The following is a 4,867-nucleotide window of genomic DNA, read 5'->3' on the forward strand; positions in this document are numbered from 1 at the left end:
GCGGGCAGCAACGCTCGTGGTCGAACTCCACCGCGACTACGACACGGCGGAGGCAATGCCGGCCGGTTCGGCCGGGGAAGCCCCCGCGCAGGCAGACGGGACCGCCCGGAACCGCCGGGACGCCTGGACGGTGTCGGCGTTTGAGCCGGCGCCGTTCAGCCGGCACCGGGCCATAACCATACGGGCAGGCGATGGAATGCAGCCCAGTCCCTGGGTCCGCAAGGTGGCGAGGATGCGGCTGATCGGCGAGTACGCCCCCGCGCTGGCGGCTTACCTGATGATTGCGGTCGCCGGGTCTGCGCTGCTGGGGGCGGCGATTTTCGCCACCCAAGTCTTCGTGTTCGGTCAGGACCCGCCGTTCCTGAACATCGGAGTGGCCACGTGGATCAGTGCATCCTTGCCCATTGTGTACGGGGTGGTGCTCCGGCTCGCGTTCCGGCAGGAGAAGTGGCGCAAGGTCCTGATGTCCCCGTTCGACGTCGGCACGTTCTTTCCGCGGTCATTCCACCCGTTCGCCCCGCCCTCCTACACCGAGCGGGCGGTGCCCGAGCTGACACGCCGGATCTGGCGGCTCCATGACAACCAGGGCCGGGTGGTGCTCACCGCACACTCGCAGGGCAGCATGGTGGCCGCCGCCGTGCTGGCGCGCCAGTCCGCCCGCCACGAAGAGAAGACCGTCGGTCTGGTGACCCTCGGTTCGCCGCTGGCGAAGCTGTACCGCTGGGCGTTTCCCGCCCTGGTCAGCGACCGGCTCCTGCAGAACTTCGCGGCGGGCAGTGCAGGCATTGGTCCAATCCGCTGGCGCAACGTCTACTACGAGACCGACTACATCGGTGGACCGGTCGCCACGGTAGAGTGGCCTGCGTCCACAGCGACGGACCTGCGCCTTGTCGACCCGCCAACGGACAAGTTCGTGTTCGCCCAGCCGCTGCCGCAGGTCCTGAGCCATACGGGCTACTGGGTTGACGCCAGATTCTGGCAGGAGGTGGACAGGGTCTGCGACGAAATCGCGGCGGGCACCGCGACTTCCCCCGCGCCGGGCAGCCCTGGCACCGGCAGGGCCGAACCGCCCCGCGGACTTCCCCGGGGAACGCCCGCGGGAGGGGGAACGGCACCCGGAAGCCCTGCCGATGACGGCCGGACGGGTTCCGCGGACACCATCGCCCCTGACCCTGCGGCGCCGCTCCAGTACCGGTAGGCAGCCACCCTTGCCGCAGCGTCTGCAGCGGTGCCGGGAAGGCCGTGCGGCGCCTTCAGGCCTGCGTGGACGCCCGGACCACCAGTTCAGGAGGAAAAACGACCTGGCGTGGGGCGAACCCGGACTCCTGGCTGGCCTCCCGGAGCAATAACTCTAGGGCGGTTGAACCAATCAGGGCGCTGGGCTGGCGGATGGAGGACAGCGGGACCACGGCGGCGGCCGAGAATTCGATATCGTCGTAGCCAATCAGCGCTATTTCCTCTGGCACCTGGACACCGCCCATCAGCATCAGGCCCTGCAGGACACCGACCGCGAGCAGATCGTTGGCCGCGAAGATCGCATCGGGCCGTTCCGCCGCCGGGCGGAGCCGGATGGCTTCACCGGCAGCCCGGCCCGACAGGACCGTGAGGGACTCGGTCGGGATGACTTCCAGGCTGGCGCGGGGAGCCGACTCCATGGCTTTTCGTGCCCCGGACAGCCGGTCCGCCACCTGGCGGATATTCTCCGGTCCGCCCACGAATGCGATCCGTTGCCGGCCAACGGACAGCAGGTGCGCGACGGCCATCTCACCGCCGGCCAGGTCGTCGACGGCGACCGAGGAGAAACTCAAGTTCTCCGTCTGCCGGTCCACGAGGACGGTGGGGATGCCCCTGCGGCGCAGCTGTTCCAGCCTGGGGATCACATTGCCCACGGGTGAGATCAGCACTCCGCGGACGCGCTGCTGTTCAAAGAGATCCAGGTAGGCCGCCTCCCGTCCTGCGTCCTCGCTGCTGTTTCCCACCAGCACGGTGAAGTGCTCGGCGGCGGCCCGGTCCTCCGCTCCCCGGGCCAGCTCCGTGAAGAAGGGGTTCGCAGCGTCCAGCACCACCAGGCCAATACTGTGACTCAGGCCCGCGCGGAGCTGCCGGGCGGCGTCGTTGCGCACGAAGCCCAGCTTGTCGATGGCTCCCTGCACCCGGACGGTGACCTCCGCGGACACCTTTTCCGGACGGTTGAGCACATTGGAGACCGTCCCGACCGAGACGCCGGCCAGGGCCGCAACGTCCTTGACGCTGGCTGAAACCATTCCTGTACTCCTGAATGCGGGCGCCGCTGCCCTGTGAGGGGCAAACCGGCGGACCACGTTGGTGCCCTAAGGATACCTCCCGGCGCCCAATTTGAACCCTTTCATTGAAACGAATCAAAATCCGGTTTGCTGAACGTGACACCTATTGACGTGGGGGCGGGCCTGCTCCTATGATTCAAATCACAGCAGCTCTGAAACGATTCATTATGAAGTTCACTCAGCCCCAAAGGTGCGGTTATTTACATGCAGCAGACAGACAATCCACGGTCGGGCGCCTCGCCGGACGGACCAGTGCCGGTGCTATCCCTTTCCCATGCGGCCAAGACGTTTGGGCCGGTGGTCGCACTGGCCGACGGCACCATCGAAATCCGGGCCGGCGAAATCCACGCCCTGGTTGGTGAGAACGGCGCCGGCAAATCCACCCTGGTCAAAATCCTCGCAGGCCTGCACCACCCCGATTCGGGCGACTTCAGGGTCAGTGGCGAGAGCGTCCAGTTCCGCAACGTCGGCGACAGCAAGACCGCCGGGATCTCCGTCATCTACCAGGAACCGACGCTCTTTCCGGACATCAGCGTTGCGGAGAACATCTTCGTCGGACGCCAGCCCAAGGGCCGGTTGGGGCTGATCAGCAAGGCAGCCATGGTCCGGGAAGCGGCCACGCTCTTCGAGCGCCTCGGTGTCCCCGTCGATCCGACGCGAATCGCCGAGGGCCTGTCCATTGCGGACCAGCAGATCATCGAAATCGCCAAGGCCATTTCACTCGATGCCAAAGTGCTGGTGATGGATGAACCGACAGCCGCCCTGAGCGGTGTGGAGGTGGAGCGGTTGTTCGCCGTTGCCCGCAGCCTCCGGGACAAGGGAACCGGCATCCTGTTTATCTCACACCGCTTCGACGAGGTTTTCGACCTGTGCGACCGGATCACCGTCATGCGGGACGGCCGGTACATCGCCACGCACCGGACCGCCGACGTCACCGTCCCGGAAATCGTCCGCGAGATGGTCGGGCGCGACATCGAGGCCCTGTTCCCCAAGACGGTTGCGGAGCTCGGAGACACCGTCCTGAAAGTCGACGGCCTCAGCCGGGCCGGGGTTTTCCGCGACATCAGCTTCGAAGTCCGGGCCGGGGAGATCGTGGCGCTGGCGGGCCTGGTGGGCGCCGGCCGCACGGAGGTGGCCCGCGCCGTCTTCGGCATCGACCCCTATGATTCCGGCGGGATCACCTTCCAGGGAAGCAAACTCAAACCCCGCGATCCGCAGGCCGCCATCACGGCGGGCATGGGCTTCGTCCCCGAAGACCGCCGCAAGCAGGGGCTGGTGATGAACCTTTCGGTAGCCCGCAACATCACGCTCACGCTGCGCAACAAACTGGCGAGGGCGGGGCTGATCAACGGCGCCGCCGAGCGCCGGGCAGCGCAGGACTGGAGCAAGCGGCTCCAGGTCAAAGCCGGATCGCAGGAACACGCCGTCTCCACCCTCTCCGGCGGCAACCAGCAGAAGGTGGTGCTCGCCAAGTGGCTGGCCACCGACCCGAGGCTCCTGATCATCGACGAACCCACCCGGGGGATCGACGTCGGGACCAAGAGTGAGGTCCACCGGCTCATCTCCGACCTCGCGGGGCGGGGCATCGCCATCCTGATGATCTCCTCCGAACTGCCCGAAGTCCTCGGGATGGCGGACCGGGTCCTGGTCATGCGCGAGGGGCGAATCACCGCCGAACTGGACCGCGCCGGAGCCAACCCCGAATCCGTCATGCACGCCGCAACGTCTTCCGCAGGAGGAACCCCGTGAGCTCTGCCCTGGACCACAAGAAACCGCCGACGACGGCGTCCGCCGGCACCGGCCGGGGTGCCGTAGCCTCGGTGCTTCGGCTGCGGGAACTGCCCGTGATCATCGCGCTGGTGCTGCTGGTGCTCATCACCTACCTGATCAACCCGCTGTTCCTCACCCCGCAGGGTGTCAAGGACCTCCTGTTGAACGCCACCATCGTGATGATCCTGGCCGCCGGGCAGACCCTGCTGATCATCACCCGGAACATTGATCTGTCCGTCGGCTCGATGCTGGGGCTCGTTGCCTTCGGCACCGGCTCCATCTTCGCCGCGATGCCTGATCTTCCGATTGCCGCGGTGTTCGTGATCGGCATGGCCTTCGGCGCCCTGCTCGGGGCGATCAACGGTCTCCTCGTAACCGCAGCCAAGGTGCCCGCCCTCGTCATCACCCTGGGCACCTTGTATGTGTTCCGCGGCCTGAACAACGCCTGGGCCGGCGGAAAACAGTACTTTGCCGGTGACCGGCCTGACGCCTTCGGCGCACTCTCGGTGAACACCGTCCTGGGGTTCCCCATCATCACGCTGCTGGCCATCCTCGTCGTCATCGCGGTGGCCATATACATGGCCGGAACCCGCCCGGGACGCGACCTGTACGCCATCGGTTCCGACCCGGACGCAGCCACCGCCTTCGGCATCAAGGTCTCCAAGCGTGTGCTCCTCGCCTTCCTGGCCAACGGTGCCCTGGCGGGCCTGGCCGGCGTGCTCTACGCCAGCCGCTTCAACTCCGTCGGCGCCACCACAGGCACGGGCATGGAACTGACCGTCGTGGCTGCCGCC

3 protein-coding genes and 1 pseudogene are annotated in these 4,867 nt (G+C 66.9%); 3 read left to right on the top strand and 1 reads right to left on the bottom strand.

Translation table 11 applies throughout. The features are described 5' to 3' along the window. A pseudogene (locus tag BJQ90_RS17575) lies at positions 1–1,198 on the top strand (GPI inositol-deacylase); the annotation flags it as partial. A gap of 55 nt (positions 1,199–1,253) precedes the next feature. Here BJQ90_RS17575 and BJQ90_RS17580 read toward each other — a convergent pair. Further along, positions 1,254–2,264 (bottom strand): LacI family DNA-binding transcriptional regulator, encoded by a 1,011-nt coding sequence (locus tag BJQ90_RS17580; RefSeq protein ID WP_226761503.1) that lies wholly within the window; start codon positions 2,262–2,264, stop codon positions 1,254–1,256. Between the two features lie 243 nt (positions 2,265–2,507). Here BJQ90_RS17580 and BJQ90_RS17585 point away from each other — a divergent pair, with 243 nt between their 5' ends. Next, positions 2,508–4,052 (top strand): sugar ABC transporter ATP-binding protein, encoded by a 1,545-nt coding sequence (locus BJQ90_RS17585; RefSeq protein ID WP_226761504.1) that lies wholly within the window; start codon positions 2,508–2,510, stop codon positions 4,050–4,052. After that, positions 4,049–4,867, top strand: an 819-nt coding sequence (locus BJQ90_RS17590) for an ABC transporter permease (protein ID WP_226761505.1), incomplete at its 3' end; no start/stop codon positions are given. The genes BJQ90_RS17585 and BJQ90_RS17590, both read left to right, overlap by 4 nt.

The organism is Arthrobacter sp. SO3 (assembly GCF_020532825.1).
GTDB lineage: Bacteria > Actinomycetota > Actinomycetes > Actinomycetales > Micrococcaceae > Arthrobacter.